Origin of the sequence: Mesorhizobium sp. M0590, assembly GCF_040320905.1 — a bacterium.
Classification (GTDB): domain Bacteria; phylum Pseudomonadota; class Alphaproteobacteria; order Rhizobiales; family Rhizobiaceae; genus Mesorhizobium.
Window position 1 is genome coordinate 683,433 of the sequence record NZ_JAMYQN010000001.1, and the last position, 15,438, is coordinate 698,870.

At 63.2% G+C, this 15,438-nt stretch carries 13 protein-coding genes and 1 tRNA gene; 6 read left to right on the forward strand and 8 right to left on the reverse strand.

The annotated features are described in order from the left end of the window. Window positions 1-4 precede the first annotated feature (4 nt). Window positions 5-1,549 (reverse strand): DUF4153 domain-containing protein, encoded by a 1,545-nt coding sequence (locus NKI52_RS03465; RefSeq protein WP_352697021.1) that lies wholly within the window; start codon window positions 1,547-1,549, stop codon window positions 5-7. A 278-nt stretch (window positions 1,550-1,827) separates the two neighbouring features. Here NKI52_RS03465 and NKI52_RS03470 point away from each other — a divergent pair, with 278 nt between their 5' ends. Together NKI52_RS03470 and NKI52_RS03475 are read left to right on the forward strand one after the other, a co-directional pair. Continuing rightward, the gene (locus tag NKI52_RS03470; RefSeq protein WP_352697023.1) at window positions 1,828-2,709 is read left to right on the forward strand and encodes an HpcH/HpaI aldolase/citrate lyase family protein; all 882 of its coding nucleotides are present in this window, start codon (window positions 1,828-1,830) and stop codon (window positions 2,707-2,709) included. Window positions 2,710-2,737: 28 nt separating this feature from the next. Next, window positions 2,738-2,944: a DUF1737 domain-containing protein gene (locus NKI52_RS03475; protein WP_352458330.1), complete on the forward strand. Its 207-nt coding sequence runs from the start codon at window positions 2,738-2,740 to the stop codon at window positions 2,942-2,944. 10 nt (window positions 2,945-2,954) lie between these two features. Here NKI52_RS03475 and NKI52_RS03480 read toward each other — a convergent pair whose 3' ends face one another. Together NKI52_RS03480 and NKI52_RS03485 are read right to left on the reverse strand one after the other, a co-directional pair. Then, on the reverse strand, window positions 2,955-3,380 hold the full coding sequence (locus NKI52_RS03480; RefSeq protein WP_352470864.1) for a hypothetical protein: 426 nt from the start codon (window positions 3,378-3,380) through the stop codon (window positions 2,955-2,957). Window positions 3,381-3,387: 7 nt separating this feature from the next. Beyond that, window positions 3,388-3,810, reverse strand: coding sequence for a metallopeptidase family protein (locus NKI52_RS03485; RefSeq protein ID WP_352594348.1), 423 nt, complete (start codon window positions 3,808-3,810; stop codon window positions 3,388-3,390). A gap of 183 nt (window positions 3,811-3,993) precedes the next feature. Here NKI52_RS03485 and NKI52_RS03490 point away from each other — a divergent pair, with 183 nt between their 5' ends. From NKI52_RS03490 to NKI52_RS03500, 3 genes are read left to right on the forward strand one after another with little or no spacing between them, the layout of a single operon-like run. Further along, window positions 3,994-5,076 carry an ImuA family protein gene (locus tag NKI52_RS03490; RefSeq protein WP_352697025.1) on the forward strand — a complete coding sequence of 361 codons (1,083 nt, stop codon included), beginning with the start codon at window positions 3,994-3,996 and terminating at the stop codon, window positions 5,074-5,076. Continuing rightward, entirely contained in the window at window positions 5,009-6,487 is a 1,479-nt protein-coding gene (locus NKI52_RS03495) for a DUF6504 family protein (RefSeq protein WP_352636475.1), read from the forward strand. The genes NKI52_RS03490 and NKI52_RS03495 overlap by 68 nt, the downstream gene beginning before the upstream one ends. Continuing rightward, window positions 6,484-9,792, forward strand: a complete 3,309-nt coding sequence (locus NKI52_RS03500; RefSeq protein WP_352636476.1) for an error-prone DNA polymerase — start codon at window positions 6,484-6,486, stop codon at window positions 9,790-9,792. Before NKI52_RS03495 ends, NKI52_RS03500 begins: the two co-directional genes overlap by 4 nt. A 42-nt stretch (window positions 9,793-9,834) precedes the next feature. On the opposite strand, the gene NKI52_RS03505 is transcribed toward NKI52_RS03500, so the two are convergent. From NKI52_RS03505 to NKI52_RS03520, 4 genes are all read right to left on the reverse strand, one after another. Continuing rightward, window positions 9,835-10,074 carry a Trm112 family protein gene (locus NKI52_RS03505; protein WP_023675986.1) on the reverse strand — a complete coding sequence of 80 codons (240 nt, stop codon included), beginning with the start codon at window positions 10,072-10,074 and terminating at the stop codon, window positions 9,835-9,837. Between the two features lie 204 nt (window positions 10,075-10,278). Then, on the reverse strand, window positions 10,279-10,950 hold the full coding sequence (locus tag NKI52_RS03510; protein WP_023675985.1) for an LON peptidase substrate-binding domain-containing protein: 672 nt from the start codon (window positions 10,948-10,950) through the stop codon (window positions 10,279-10,281). A gap of 163 nt (window positions 10,951-11,113) precedes the next feature. Beyond that, the gene (gene trxA / locus NKI52_RS03515; protein ID WP_023675984.1) at window positions 11,114-12,106 is read right to left on the reverse strand and encodes a thioredoxin; all 993 of its coding nucleotides are present in this window, start codon (window positions 12,104-12,106) and stop codon (window positions 11,114-11,116) included. Between the two features lie 85 nt (window positions 12,107-12,191). Further along, complete coding sequence (locus tag NKI52_RS03520; RefSeq protein WP_023675983.1) at window positions 12,192-12,689, reverse strand: prolyl-tRNA synthetase associated domain-containing protein; 498 nt, start codon at window positions 12,687-12,689, stop codon at window positions 12,192-12,194. A gap of 230 nt (window positions 12,690-12,919) precedes the next feature. Here NKI52_RS03520 and NKI52_RS03525 point away from each other — a divergent pair. Further along, a tRNA-Gly gene (locus NKI52_RS03525) sits at window positions 12,920-12,994 on the forward strand. 132 nt (window positions 12,995-13,126) lie between these two features. Here the strand turns inward: NKI52_RS03525 and NKI52_RS03530 are convergent. Next, entirely contained in the window at window positions 13,127-15,352 is a 2,226-nt protein-coding gene (locus tag NKI52_RS03530) for a mechanosensitive ion channel family protein (RefSeq protein ID WP_023675982.1), read from the reverse strand. Window positions 15,353-15,438: the final 86 nt, after the last annotated feature.

The following is a 15,438-nucleotide window of genomic DNA, read 5'->3' on the forward strand; positions in this document are numbered from 1 at the left end:
CAAATCAGCGGCCCGGCATGAAGGGTTCGGACATCGGAGGAACCACGAACGGGCCACGCCTGTCGAGGGCGCGGTTGAGCCGCCAGTCACGAAAGCTCCAGCCCCGCCAGTTTTCCTGGCCGGCGCGGAAGCGTGCTTCGTCCTGTGCATACCAGCCGGCGAGTTCGCGGATGGAGGCATCCTCCGCGGAAACCGTCCTGCTCTGGTGCTGGACGAAGCGATCGAGCGCCGGCAAGGCGCCGGGCCCGAGCGAGCGCAGGTACCAGACGTCGAGCTGGGTGCCTTGGCCGGTCATTTCGAAGCAATGGTCGACATTGTAGTTGGCAATCAGCGCGGCAAAGTTGATGAACGAGCAGGCATAGAGCGTCGCCGATAGCGTCAGAAGATTGGCGGCAAGCAGCCATTCGTTGGACTTTTCGCGCGCGATGCGGGCTATGATCAGGACAAGGCCCGCCGCCACCAGCCCCATCCAGACGAACGCAGCGACACGCCAATAGGTCAGCGCATAGATACCGATATAGAGATCGAGCCGCAGGATCGACGAGATCACCAGGAGGATGTTCTGCGCCACCCAGGCATAAACCAGCCGGCGGATGAGCGGATCGCCGGAGGTCGCACTTCCCGGCCGCAGCGCCGCCAGCACGAAGCCGGCGGCCAGCAGCGCCGTGACGATCAGCGGATAGGCGCCGCGATGCGCGTAGGCGGCATAGGTCAGCCCGTCGGGAAGCGCGATGCCGCCCCACAGATAGGTGGCGTCGAGTGCGCTCTGCACCGCGAACAGGATGTTGAAGACGACGAGCGCGCGGAGGATAGCGGCCTTGCCGAAGACGATGTCCTCGATGGTGGTCCTGGTGGCCGGCGTCGCCGGTGCGCTGGCTGGCGACACCCTGCGGCGGCGGAGAAAGCGCGGCAGCCGCGGCCGCAGAAAGGCCCAGACGCAGGCAAGCACGAACAGCCAGAAGCCGAGACGTGGCAGCTGGACGACGTCGAGCAGTGCCATCAGGTCGATCAGCGAGAACCAATATTCGATGACCGGATTGGCGGCGCCGAACAGCGCGAGGAACACTGCGCCGAGGCCCAGCGGCATGACCCAGACGGCGATCGCCGCAAGGCGCACGCGCCGCCGGCCAAGCCGCCGCGCCGCCGTGCGCCAGCGGAAGAAATCAAGGACGAGCCGAAATGGCGTTGCAAGCAGGAACAGCGAGAGTTGGCCGGCAATACGGGCAAGGCCGCGCCGCAACCGTCCGGCCAGTGAAAGCGCGAGGATGGCCGTCGCCGCCAGCGCGATCGAGACGGACAGTGCGCTGACATTTTCCACAAGCGGCAGCAGCGCCATAAACAGCGCAACCGGCTTGAACCAGAACCTGCCATCGTTGAAGACGTCGAGAGGATGGAGAGCCATGCTCGCCGCTGCAATCGCAACGCCGAACAGGAAAAGCGTGATGCCCGCCGGTTGGCCATAGAAGAAGAAATCGGCCAACGCGACGAGCAGGACGGCAACGCCGAAGCGGCTGCAATAGCTCGGCGCCGCCGAGAGGAATACTGTCATGATCGGGCTTTCTCGGCGGCTTTGATGCGGCTGGTGGGCAGGGATTTCCGGACGAAAGGGAGGAGGGTTGCCAAAGTCTGGGGCGGATCGACGAGCCACCAGCTTTCGCGGCGAAGCCGGTACGGCAGGGACCAACGGGAGTTCTTTTGCTCTTGCATGCCGCCCTTGTCGCATCCGGTCGGGTGGCAAGCGGGGCGGAGACGAGGAGATTTTCCGAAATTGCGTGCAGTTTTTATGCACGGCTTGCCTCGGCTAGCTGCAGGCGGCATAGATCGAAGATGACCACCGAAAGCTACCGCCCGCGCCGCTCGGTGCTTTACGTCCCGGCTTCGAACGACAAGGCGCTGGCCAAGATCCAATCGCTGGCCTGCGATACCGTCGTCATCGATCTCGAGGACGCCGTCGCCCCGGCCGATAAACTTTCCGCGCGCGAAAAACTGGCGGCGATTTTCGCCGGCCATTCCAACCGGCGCTGCGAGATGGTCGTGCGCATCAACGCGCTGTCGAGCGAGTGGGGCGGCGCCGACCTGCTGGCCGCGGCAAAATGCTCGCCCGACGCCATCCTGCTGCCCAAGGTCGACACGCCGCGCGACATTCTCGAGGCCGGCGACGTGCTCGACGACAATTTTATCGCCGACGAAGTCAAGCTATGGGCGATGATCGAGACGCCCAAGGCGCTGCTCAACATTGGGCCGATTGCCGAGCTCGGCCGCGATCCGGCCTCTCGACTGGTGTGTTTCGCTGCCGGAACGAATGACCTGGTCAAGGACACCGGAATTCTCGCCATGCCCGACCGGCGCTATCTCGTTCCATGGCTGATGCAGATGGTGCTCGCCGCGCGCGCCGGCGGCCTCGACCTGCTCGATGGCGTCTTCAATGATTTTCGCGATATGGACGGGTTTGCGCGCGAGTGCACGGAAGCGGCCGCCATGGGTTTTGACGGCAAGTCGCTGATCCATCCAGCTCAGATCGAAGCCGCGAACCGCGCCTTTGCACCGTCGCCCGAAGCAATAGCCGAGGCGCGCGCGGTCAAGGATGCCTTCGCGTTCGCCGAAAATACCGGTAGGGCGGTAGTTGCGCTGAACGGCAAGATGGTCGAGCGGCTGCATCTGGCGCAGGCCGAAAAACTGCTGGCGAAGGCCGCCGCTGTTCGCGCATGACTAACGTAACTGACGACAGGATTGAAGAATGAAACTCTACCGCTTTCTGTCCGGCCCGGACGATGCCAGCTTCTGCCACAAGGTGACGGCGGCGCTGAACAAGGGCTGGCACCTGTTCGGCTCGCCGACCTATGCCTATGACAAGGAGGCCAAGACCATGCGCTGCGGCCAGGCCGTGGTGAAGGACATCGAGGGCCAGGAATACGGCCCCGACACCAAGCTCAGCGATTGGTAGGTGCTACCGGCTACGGCAGCCTTTCCCAGACGGCTCTGATTTCGTTGAGCCGCGCGTCTGCGAGCCCGTCGACGTCATCGCAGCTGAAATAGAGTATCGATAGCGCTGCAAGGAGGCCGGGATAACCGGAGACGTAACCCATCTTCGTAAGTATCTCGGGAACCGGCAGTCGCTTGCGTTCGATCAAGGAGATCGCGCATTCTGCAGTCAGAGATGCCACCGGGTGGTCGACTTCGGATAGCCAAAAGTCGACCAGAGCTAGGAGAATGGCGGGCTCGACGGCAGCACTTGCGGGCAGATGGCAAAGCTCGCTAAGTGCTAAGAACGCGGCATTCGGCGAAATCCTCACTGCGGATTCGATCAGTTCCCGGCTCAGTGAAATGTCGTGATACGGCCAATTGCAATCGATCAGATCGGCAAATTCTGCTTCTGTCATCTGAGTGCTATTCAGCCGCTTCCTCGATCCGCTCCATATCGTCGTCCGACAGGCCGAAATGGTGGCCGATCTCGTGGATCAGCACATGGGTGACGATGTCGCCCAGCGTTTCCTCGTTCTCGGCCCAGTAGTCGAGGATGGCGCGGCGATAGAGCGTGATGCGGTTCGGCCCCTCGCCGGTCTGCGGGTTCCAGCGCTCGGCGATGCCGCGCCCCTCGAACAGGCCGAGCAGGTCGAAGGGCGTTTCCAGCGAAAGGTCGTCCATGATCTCGTCGGTCGGGAATTCGGCGATCTGAATGACGATCTCGCCGGTCAACTTGCGAAAGTCCTCCGGCAGATGGGCATAGGCCTCCAGCGCCAGGAGCTCGATTTCCTCCATCGTTGGCGAAAGCTGGTCGTGCCAGATGCGTGTTTGGTAGATGCGAGCCATGCTTTGTCCTTTGATCCCGGCATATAGGCTTTCGGGCCGGACTCGGCAAATGGTCGGGCTGGGGTGACCGTGTCACGCCCCCACTACAGGAATAAATTCCCCATGACTCCGCTTGACTCTTTGGCCGGCCTCTGGAATTCTAGGGAACATAACAGGAACAATTGTGAGTGGAAGCTGACCGTCATGGCGACAAGCGCCGTGGCGCGGGAGACTGTTTTTGCCCTGCGCCGCCAGATCGCGAAGATCGAAGGGACCTTGCCCGAGCGCCTGGAGGCGCCGGCCAGTTCGTCGTTTGACGCGGATGTCTCTCGTCAGAGTCTGACACCCTCTCGGCATCCGACACCCGCTCGGAATCTGACCATTGTCCGGCGCGGCCTCGCCATGGCGCCGCCCGATGCGTTTTTGCGCACCGGCGCCGAGCGCCTCGATGCTGCGCTGAGCGGCGGCCTGCCGAAGGCGGCGGTGAGCGAGTTTCATGGCGCCGCGACCCGCGATGCCGGGGCCGTTGCCGGTTTTGCCTTGTCGCTCGTCAGCCTGATCCTCAGCCAGGGGCCGCGATTGCCGGTGCTGTGGATCGGCACATCCGAGGTTTTCCGCGAGGCCGGCTTTCCCTATGCCAGGGGGCTTCACGCCTTCTTCGGCATCGAGCCGGAGCAATTGCTGTTTTCCGAGGCGCCAAGGCTGCTCGATGCGCTGTGGATCGCCGAGGAGGCTGCCCGGATGACGGCGCTGGCCGCCGTCATCCTCGAAATCCGCGGCAGCCCGCAGCGGCTTGACCTCACCGCGACGCGGCGGCTGCACGCCCGCGCGCAGAGTGCGGGCCGGCCGCTGTTCCTGCTGCGCCAGGCCGGCGAGCCCGAACCGACGGCAGCGCCCGTCCGCCTCATCCTGTCGGCGGCACCGGCGGCAACGCGTAAGACGCTTGCCGGGCCGCTCGCCGGCTCGATCGGCCGACCCGCCTTCACCGTCGCCATCGGCAAGAGCCGCACGGCCTTGCCCGGAAAATTCACACTGGAGTGGAACCCCGATGAACGCATATTCGAAGAAAGACGGGGCGAGCAAGGAAGGTCTCAGGAATGGGCCCCAGAACGGCCAAAGACTCCTATCCCTGTGGTTTCCGCATCTCGCCGCCGAGAGGATCCTGCGGCAGCGTCTGGGGCGGTCCTGGCGTTCCCGGCCGTCGGATCACCTGCCGCTGGTGATCAGTCACCGCGACCGGAACGCCCAGCGCATCGCCGCCCTCGACGAGCGGGCCGAGGCGCTTAATCTGAAGCGCGGCATGGGCATAGCCGACGCACGCGCCATGCATCCCTCGATCGACATCGTGGAGGCCGATCCGGAGGCCGACCGGCGCCTGCTCGAAGGCCTCGCCGACTGGTGCGACCGCTATACCCCGCTGGTGGCGCTTGACGGGACCGACGGCCTCTATCTCGACGTCACCGGCTGCACCCATCTTTTCGGCGGCGAACGCTCGATGCTGGACGATATCCTGTCGCGTTTTTTCCATCAGGGCTTCGATGTCCGCGCCGGGCTTGCCGCCACGCCTGGTGCTGCCTGGGCGGCGGCGCGGTTTGCTGGCGACCGCATCGTGCCCGATGGTGAGGAGGAAGCGCTTCTCGCGCCCTTGCCGCTGGCGGCGCTGCGCATCGACCCGGAGGTACGCGCCAGCCTCGAAAGCGTCGGCCTGCGCACGGCGGGCGCCGTCATGGCGGCACCGCGCGCGCCGCTGGCCCGCCGCTTCGGCGCATCGCTGCTCTTGCGTCTCGACCAGGCGCTTGGCCGCCTCGAGGAGGCCGTGTCGCCGCGCCTGCCGGTGGCACCGCTTTCGGTCGAGCGTCACCTTGCCGAGCCGATCATGCTGACCGAGGACATCGAGCGGCTGACCGGCATGCTGGCGACCACCTTGAAGAGCGACCTCGAGCGTCGCGGCGAGGGCGCAAGGCGGCTGGCGCTGCTGCTTTTCCGCGTCGATGGCGGCGTCAGCCGCATCGCCGTCGGCACCTCGCGGCCTCTGCGCGAGCCGCGGCTGATCCAGAAATTGTTCCACGAAAGGCTTGCCGCGCTCGAACAGGATATCGACGCCGGCTATGGCTTCGATCTCGTGCGCCTTTCGGTGCTGACCGCCGCCGCCTTCGACATGCAGCAGGCCGACCTTGCCGGCGAGACGAGCGACGACGGTGCCGATATCGCGCTTTTTGCCGACCGCATTCGCGCCCGGCTCGGCGAAGGCGCGGTCTTGAAGCCGGTCGCCGTCGAGAGCCATTTGCCGGAGCGCGCCGTCGCCACCCTTCCCTTCACGGAGGCGCCGCAGAGAAGCTCGCCGCCGAAGCAGCCGGACAAGGCGAAGGACGCTCCCTCGACCGTCTTCCAGCCGGAACGGCCGATCCGGCTTTTCCGTTCGCCCGAGCCGATCGAGGTGCCGGCCACCGAAATGCCGGAAGGCCCGCCTTTGAACTTCCGCTGGCGGCGCGCGCTCTATCGGGTCGCGCGCGCCGAAGGGCCGGAGCGCATCGCGCCGGAATGGTGGCGAGGGGCGGCGGGACGAGAAGATGCCCCGACCCGGGATTATTTCCGCATCGAGGATGCCGACGGCCGCCGTTACTGGCTCTATCGCCAGGGCCTTTACAGCGCCTCGCAGCCCTCGCCACGCTGGTTCATGCATGGGATCTTCGCATGAATGCGCTGACGGCCAACCCCTATGCCGAATTCGGCATCCAGTCGAACTTCTCGTTTCTGCGCGGTGCCTCGAAACCGGAGGAGCTGGTGGTCGCGGCAAAATTCCTGGGGTTTTCGGCGATCGGTCTCGCCGACCGCAACACGGTGGCGGGCGTGGTGCGCGCCTGGCAGCAGGCCAAGGTGGAGGGTGCTTCCTATCATCCCGGCTGCCGCCTGGTTTTTTGCGACGGCACGCCGGACATCCTCGCCTACCCGCAGGATCGCAAGGGCTGGGGGCATCTCTGCCGCATGCTGACGCAGGCCAATCTGCGTGACGAGAACGAAAAAGGGGCGACGCTCCTCAAACAGAGCGATCTTCTCGAATGGGGCGATCTCCTGTCGCTCGCCATACTGCCGGATGTGTCGGCGGACGCGGAAACCAGCCTCGCACTCCTTAGCCGGCTCACGGATCGTTTCGGTGAAAACCTGCGGCTTGCGGTTTCGCCGGATTACCGCGGCAACGACCGCTTCCGTATCGAGCAGGCGGCGGCGATGGCGGAGCTGGCCGGCATCCCGTTGATGGCGACCAACGATGTTCTCTACCATACGTCGGAACGGCGCCCGCTGCAGGACGTGCTGACGGCGATCCGCCTCAATGTGCCCGTCGCCGAGGTGGGGCTGGAGCTGGCGGCCAATGCCGAGCGTCACTTAAAGCCGCCGCTGGAGATGGCACGGCTTTTCCGCAGGCATCCGCAAGCGCTGGCGGAAACGCTGCGTTTTGCCGGCGAGCTGACCTTCTCGCTCAGTGACCTGCAATACAACTATCCCGACGAGCCGACGGAATCGGGTCTTGGGCCGCAGGCCGAACTGGAAAGGCTGGCCAAGGAGGGAGCCGCCATCCGCTACCCCTCGGGCGTGCCCGCTTTTGTGACGCAGCGCATCGAGGAGGAGCTCGCTCTGATCGAGCGCCTGAACTACGCGCGCTATTTCCTGACTGTCCACGACATCGTCAAATTCGCCCGCAGCCAGAACATTCTCTGCCAGGGGCGCGGCTCTGCCGCCAACTCGATCATCTGCTTCTGCATTGGCATCACCGAAGTCGGCCCGGACAAGATCGAAACGCTTTTCGAACGCTTCATTTCCGAGGAAAGAAACGAGCCGCCCGACATCGACGTCGATTTCGAGCATGAAAAGCGCGAGGAGGTCATCCAGTACATCTATTCCAAATACAGCACCAAGCGCACCGCGCTGGCCGCCGCCGTCGTCAGCTACCGGGGCCGCTCGGCGATGCGCGAAGTGGCCAAGGCGATGGGCCTGTCGGACGACGTCCGGGGCGCGCTGTCCAGTTCGATCTGGGGCTGGTCGACCTCGGAGCTCGGCGAAAAGGAGACAAAGGCCGGCGGCCTCGATCAGACCGATCCATCGACAAGGCATGTGATCGAATGCGCCAACGAGATCATGGGCTTTCCTCGTCATTTGTCGCAGCATGTCGGCGGTTTCGTCATCACCCGGGACCGGCTCGACGAGATCGTGCCCATCGTCAAGACGGCGATGGACGAGCGCAAGATGGTCGAGTGGGACAAGGACGATCTCGACGCGGTGAAAATCCTTAAAGTGGACGTGCTGGCGCTCGGCATGCTGACCTGTCTGCAGCGCGCTTTCACCCTGCTCCAGGATCATTATCCGCAGGCGCGGGACGAGTACGGCCTGCCCTATGTGCTGGCCACTCTGCCTGCCGAGGACAAGCATGTCTACGACATGATCTGCCGTGCCGACACGATCGGCGTCTTCCAGATCGAATCGCGCGCGCAGATGTCGATGCTGCCGCGGCTGCGGCCGAAAAGCTTTTACGACCTCGTCATCGAGGTGGCGATCGTGCGGCCCGGCCCGATCCAAGGCGACATGGTCCACCCTTATCTGCGCCGCCGGCAAGGCAAGGAAAAACCCGAATATCCCAAGCCGGAACTGGAAAAAATACTCGGCAGGACGCTGGGCGTGCCGCTGTTCCAGGAGCAGGCGATGAAGATCGCCATCGTTGCTGGCGGCTTCAGGCCGGGCGAGGCCGATGAACTGCGCCGCGCCATGGCGACATTCAAGCGCACCGGCACGATCGGCAATTACCGCAAGAGAATGGTCGACGGCATGGTCGCCAAGGGCTACGAAAAAGACTTCGCCGAGCGCTGCTTCAAGCAGATCGAGGGTTTTGGCGAATACGGCTTTCCCGAGAGCCACGCCGCCTCCTTCGCCCTGCTGGTCTATGCCTCCTGCTGGTTCAAGACCTTCTATCCCGACGTGTTCTGCGCCGCGATCCTGAATTCCCAGCCGATGGGGTTTTACCAGCCGGCCCAGCTTGTCCGCGACGCGCATGACCACGGCGTCGAGATCCGCGAGGTCGACGTCAATTTTTCCGGCTGGGATTGCGCCTTGGAGAAATCGCCTTTCGATCCGGATCGTATCCTTGACCGCCATGCCCAGATGCGCGGCGTCATCCGGACCAGCCATGCCGTCCGGCTCGGCTTTCGCCAGGTCAAGGGCCTGTCGAAGGAGCGCATGGAAGCGTTTGTGTCGAGGCGCGGCGCCGGCTATGCATCCGTACGCGACGTCTGGCTGCGCTCGGGCCTCAACGTCGACGAGATCGAAAAACTGGCGCAGGCCGACGCTTTCCGGTCGCTTGGATTGAACCGTCGCGACGCTCTATGGGCGGTCCGCGCGCTCGACGGCAAGAGTGCCGCCGAAAAGCTGCCGCTGTTCGACCAGCCGGCGATCCGCTTGCGCGATCTGGAGCCTGCAACCAGGCTCCCGACAATGCCGCTCGGCGAGCACGTCGTCCACGACTACCGCTCGCTTGGCCTGTCGCTGAAGGCGCACCCGGTCGCCTTCCTGCGTCAAAGGCTGGATCGTTCCGGCGTCACGCCCAATGTGCGGCTCGGCCAGGTGCGGGACGGCCGGCGCGTTTCGGTCGCCGGCCTCGTGCTGGTGCGGCAGCGGCCGGGCAATGGCAAGGCGATTTTCCTGACGCTGGAAGACGAGAATGCGGTCGCCAACATTATTTTCTGGGAAAGGACTTTTGACCGCTTCCGCCCCATCGTCATGGGCGCGCGTCTCATCCGCGTCACCGGCAAGTTGCAATCGGAATCGGACGTCATCCATATCGTCGCCGAGAAGGTCGAGGATCTGACGCCGTGGCTGTCGGTGCTGCTTGAGCAGGCAAGGCCTGCGGACAGACTGTCGAGCAGTGCAGACGAGGCTCAGCCTGGCAGCATCGCGCAAACGGAACTACTGGGAAAGGCAGAGAAGGTCATGCCCAAAGGGCGCAATTTTCAATAGAGGCGCGAAAGATCGCGACGGAGCGGCTCTGAACCGCAGCACTCAGGGCGTTCCACCCAGGCGCGGCGGCGGTGGCATGGCATCATCTATGGTGATGACACGCGCTTCCGATGGCAGCATGATCGGAATGCCGTCCCGCACCGGATAGGCAAGCTTTGCCACCCGCGAGATAAGCTCGCCGCGCTCCGGATCCCAGGCAAGCGGCCCCTTGGTCAGCGGGCAGGCCAAGAGTTCCAGCAGCTTGGGGTCGACAGTCCTGTTCCCGTCACGTCCATCCGCCATTTGGTTTGTCCTTATCTGGGCAAATCGGGTTAAGGTTTCGAGCGCGAACTTCCTTCTCCCCTTGTGGGAGAAGGTGGCCGAGCGAAGCTCGGTCGGATGAGGGGTGTTCCAGCTTGGCACCGACGGCACTCCGTCCAGTACCCCTCAACCGTCTCGGCGCTGCGCGCCGATCCACCTTCTCCCACAAGGGGAGAAGGCAAGAACCTACTGCAAACTCGAACCGAAATCCTCATTGTCGCGCGCCAGCGCCATTTCGGTGATGGCGATCAGGGTCTCGGCGCGTGTCTTCAGATCGGCCGCTTCGAGCAGCGCCTGTTTCTCGGCCGGCCCGTAGGGCGCCATCATCGACAGTGCGTTGACCAGCATGGCGTTTTCGGCGCGGCTGACGCTTTCCCAGTCGGCCTCCAGATCGTTAGCCTGCAGATAGGCGCGAAACGCTTTGAGCAGCGCCGGCCGGTCGATCTCGGCGTCTGCCTGCTCCTCGTCGAGATCGGCGAGAAAGGGTGCCAACCGGCACTGCCGGAACGGTGTTTTGACCGTGAGCTCCTGGACAATACGGAACCGGCACACGCCCTGCAGCGAAATCAGGTAACGGCCGTCGCCGCTCTCGGACAGCGCAATGATGCGCCCGGCGCAGCCGACATTGCAGAGCTCCGGCTCGCCGTCGGGACGCAGCGCACCGTCAAGGCTGGGCTGGATCATGCCGATCAGCCGCGGCCCGGCGATCGCCTCGTCGACCATCTGCAGATAGCGCGGCTCGAAGATGTTGAGCGGCATGCGGCCTCCCGGCAGCAGCAATGCGCCCTCAAGCGGAAAGATCGGCATGGTCGACGGTAAGTCCGCAGCGAGCCGGTAATGCGCGTTTCCCGCCTGCACCTCAATCCTCCGATCGCTTTGTCAGGAAGCGCACCAAATCCGTCTCCTCCCGGCCGGCACAAGGCGCAACACCGGAAACCTGAAATCGAACGCCGTCCGAAAACCTAATCTGGCGCAGCCGCGGCCCACCGCAAGCCCGCGCGACAAAACAGTCTGCGCCGGCTCAGGAAAACAGCAGCGACGACAGTTTGCGCCGTGCCGACAGCGTTGCTTCGTCGGTCATGCCCCATGCCTCGAAGAGCTGCAGCAACTGGGTTCTGGCGCCGTCGTCGTTCCACGAGCGGTCGGCCTTGATGATCGCCAGCAGATTGTCGGCCGCCGCCATGCGATCACCCTTGGCGTTCTGGATCATGGCAAGCTCGAACCGTGCCTGGTGATCCCCGGGATTTTCGGCCAGCCGCCGTTCCAGTTCCGCCGGATTGCCGAGCACTGCTGCTTGCGCGGCGAGCGCCATCTTGGCCCGCAGCGCGGCGAGCTGGGGCGCATCCTTCTTTGCTTCCGGCGCCCGCGCCAGCACCGCCTCGGCACCTTCGGCATCGCCGGCCTCGAACAGCAGGTCGCCCAAGCCAGCGATCGCCTCGATCGTCTCCGGCGCCTGTTCCAGGATGGCATCGTAAATGTCGGCCGCCGTCTGCACGTCCCCGGTGTCGCGCGCTTCGGCGGCCGCGGCCAGCGCCTCGGCAACTTGCGGCGCACCGCCGTTCTTGCCGCCGACCTTCTGGATGAATTGCGTGATCTGGCTCTCGGGAATGGCGCCCATGAAGCCGTCGACCGGCTGGCCGTCCTTGAAGGCAATGACCGCCGGTATCGACTGGATGCCAAGCTGGCCGGCGATCGATGGATGGTCGTCGATATTCATCTTGACCAGCTTGACCTTGCCACCGGCGGCTTTCACCGCCTTCTCCAGCAGCGGCGTCAATTGCTTGCAAGGGCCGCACCACGGCGCCCAGAAATCGACCAGCACCGGCTGGTGACGCGATTCCTGGATCACGTCGGCGGCAAATCCAGCGGTCGTTGTGTCCTTGATTACGTCGGCCGGCGCCTCCGCAAGCGCGACCTTCTCACGCGCGGCATCGGTGCCGCCATATTGCACGGTGGTGGCATACCGGCCGCCATTGCTGCCAAATGGGCCGCCAAAGGGGTTGCTATCACTCATCTCGTCGCCTTTCGGTCGCGCCGCCGGCCAAGGGACGGGCGCAACATCCTTCTTTAGAACCCGGTTTCAGTCACCCATGTGGCGATCATGCCGAGACTTTCAAGATAACAGCATCATGTCCGGTTGCCTCGACGAATTTGACCAGGTCCGCGGCAGCGATGGAAGTCGTCGCTTCGTTGGTCAGCGGGTGGGCATTGACCACCGCATGGCTCATCAGCACCTCGTCCAACACGACCTTGATCCTTCGCTCGGTGTCGTTGATCAGCCCGAACACCGTGACCGCGCCCGGGACGACGCCGAGAAGCTCCATCAGCATCTCCGGCCGGCCGAAGGACACGCGCCCGGCAGCGCCGATCAGATGGTGTATATGCTTGAGATCGACCACCGCCTCCTCGCCGACGCTGACCAGGAAGAAATTGTCCTTCTTGTCCTTGAGGAACAGGTTCTTGGTATGGCCGCCGGCAATCTCGCCGCGCAGCGCCTGCGAATCGGCGACCGTGAACAGCGGCGGATGCCGCCGCGTCGATACTTCGATCCCGAGTCCGGCGAGAAAGGCGAAAAGTTCGGCTTCGGTCTTCGGCATCGGTCTTTCTTCTGATGGCCCGCTTTCAACTGCTTGTTCGACTAACGCCGTTTACGGCCAATGATGCTGCCAAGACAAGCCCGTCGCGCAACGCGGGGGCGATTGCCTTGCGACGTCTCGCAGGAGGCTTGTTCGCATTGCCGACGAAGCAAAAAGCCTGCGAATTCCCTGTTGCAATCGCCGCGCTCTTCAGCCATATAGGCGCGGCTTGCGGCCCAAAAGCCGCGCGAGCGGGTGTAGCTCAGGGGTAGAGCACAACCTTGCCAAGGTTGGGGTCGAGCGTTCGAATCGCTTCACCCGCTCCAGTTTCCTTGAGGGGAACCAAGCGATTAAGAGGCGCCTTTCGGGGCGCCTTTTGCTTACGTGGCGAAAAGAGTGTCCCTGCCATGGGCGATGCGCGGAAAGCCGCACTGTGACCAGCAGGTGTCGCAGCTTTTCTATTCCGTTGTGCTAGCTTTTTTTCTGCGCCGAATAGTGTGCGACTGCGCGACGGCCATTTTCAACTCGGGCGTGATCTCCAACGGTGCATTCTCTGCCCCATGTTGGTTCTGTAGCCCCTGGACCTGGACGGTCGGAAATGGGAGTTCGATTCCCTGCTCCTTGAAGACCTGGCGGAGGCGTACATAGAATTTGCGTTTCATACCGAAGGCGCCTCCCGGCTTGGTTGTGGCCTTGACCCTCAATACGATGCCGTATTCGCCGAACTCCTGTACGCCCTGCATCTTGATCGGGTCGAGCACCCAGTGTTTGAACTCGGGATCTTCCGCCAGTTCGAGGCCGATCCGCTTGATCAGCTTGCGAGCGAAGTCGATATCAGTGTCATAACCAACGGTGATGTTGAATTTGTCGATAACCCAGTCACGGCTCTGGTTCTGGACTGCCCCGAGTTCACCGAAAGGTATCGTGAACAGCGGACCACGATGGTGGCGCAGCTTCACCGAGCGCAGCGAAAAGCTTTCCACAGTACCCTTGTAATTGCCCGATGAAATGTATTCGCCAACACGGAACGCATCATCGAGCAGAAAAAACACGCCTGAAATGACGTCCTTGACAATGGTTTGTGCCCCAAAGCCCACGGCGACGCCGACGACGCCAGCGCCGGCGATCAATGGGCCGATCTGGATACCCAGCGAGGCGAGCATCATAAGCACCGCCATCACGATGATCGATGCGAGCAGAATATTCTGGAGGATCGGCAAGAGCGTGTGCAGCCGCGCCTGCTGCGGATCGAGGATCGGGACGTCCTCGTCGCTGATCACAGGGTGCGGTGTTTCGATGCCCAGCTTTCGTTCGATCAAAGCTTTGATGATCGACCAGCCGAAGTCGGCGGCGAGGGCAATGACCACGACATTGATCAAGCCGCGCAATATGAACGTCGTCGTCGTATCGCTGTCCCGCATGGATTGCATGTCCAGACCCCAGACACGTGCGAGAAGGTAAGCCGCCGCCAGGATGAAAATCATTCGGATTCCGCGATCGATGACAGCGATCGTCACCGCCGGGATCGTGGGCCGGCCGACATCTTCCGAACCTGGCCGCAGAACGAAATTAACCCCGCGCTGCGTCACCACGATTGCCAAAGGCAGGAAGAATGCGGCGAAGGTGAACCAGAAGTATGTATAAAGGCCGGCGATACGCTGCAGGAACAGGACGACGAAATAAGCAGTCAATAGCCATGTCGCTTCCGTGTGACCGATGTGGCGCGCACCGTCTCGCTGCGTTCTTGGCCGACGCCAAATGGCGAGCAGCAGGAGCAACAGCAGCACGAAATCGGCGCCCAGTGACAGGACCATCATTCCGTCCTGATCGATGCCGAGACCTGGCAAGAGGATAAACGCGGCGCCGAAGAAGGCGAAGACGCCGACGATCCGGGGTAGCCAATAGGACCAATGGTCAGCCGCTTCGTTGGTGATCGGCAAAGCACGAACCTCGACGGCGTTCTCGACGTTCATGAAGGAAGGGACGAGCATCGCCATGACGTACATGCGCACACCCCATGTAACGACTGCCGCCATCAGAAATGTCAGTACAATCTCGCGGATAAGCATCGGCCAGTCGAACAACATGAACGCGCCGGCGCTGCCCAGTGCGAAAGAGACTATCAGCATGCTGGAATAAAGCAGGCGGCCACCAATCTTCTTGGCTCGCCCAACGGGCGTATCCTTCGGTTGCGCGATAATCCAAAGACGAAATGGACGGGTGAGCTTGAACGTTGCCCAAGTGAGTGCCAGGCCGGCAGCGATGAACATTGCAATCAGCACAAATACGCCGGCAGGCCCCTTGCTGGACATATCCTCCATCGTCTCTGCCCGAACGCGCGCGAACTGGCCTGGCAGCAAGGGCAAAGTTCGCACGATTCTTTCGATATGATGCCTGATTCCATCGAGCGTCGAGGATGCCATCGTATTCATCTGGCCTGGTGCGGCCACGGCGCCGGACGATGCGTCGGTCGGCGAAGCCCCTCTCTCGGCGGGCGCTCCCGTTGACCCGGCGTCCTGATTTCGCTGTTCGGCCACCCAGGCCTTCACTGACGGATCGTCGAGAAGCTCGAACAACTGTTTGACCCTTTCAGGCGGGACGGTCGCCGGCGCCTGCGCCTGCGCCTGACCAGCCAACAAAAGGGCGATCCCAAAGACGAGCGGCCTGGCAATCAGGGCAAACATCGCAGTCAGGTCTCCGAGACGCCGTGCCGGGCGCGCCAGGTTCCTGGCTCCCAATCGTCGAGTCATGAGTGGCATCGTGCTGTTAA